The sequence below is a fragment of the Acetobacter sp. AAB5 genome, assembly GCF_050106715.1.
Classification (GTDB): Bacteria; Pseudomonadota; Alphaproteobacteria; order Acetobacterales; family Acetobacteraceae; genus Acetobacter; species Acetobacter oryzifermentans.
Window position 1 is genome coordinate 1 of the sequence record NZ_JBNIEW010000094.1, and the last position, 219, is coordinate 219.

A 219-nucleotide genomic window follows, 5' to 3' on the forward strand; every position below is an offset into this window, starting at 1 on the left:
AGCGAGCGCGCCCATAATTCCAGCGTCTCTTCAACAGACGTACCGCCACTCATCATATCCTGAATCATGGTTACCCATAGATTCAGAACTCAACACAAAATGCAACTGTAGGGCCTGTTAGAGCTTGATCCAGTCTGCTGCGGCAGCGATGTGGATGACCGCGAGGAACGACGTTGCTGTTTTTTCATATCTGGTTGCGACAGCGCGCCACTCCTTGAG

Annotated in this window: 1 pseudogene; it reads right to left on the reverse strand. The window is 51.6% G+C overall.

Annotation, left to right across the window (positions count from 1 at the left end):
- Window positions 1–117: 117 nt before the first annotated feature.
- A pseudogene (locus ACP7IZ_RS13940) lies at window positions 118–219 on the reverse strand (IS5-like element ISMex42 family transposase); the annotation flags it as partial.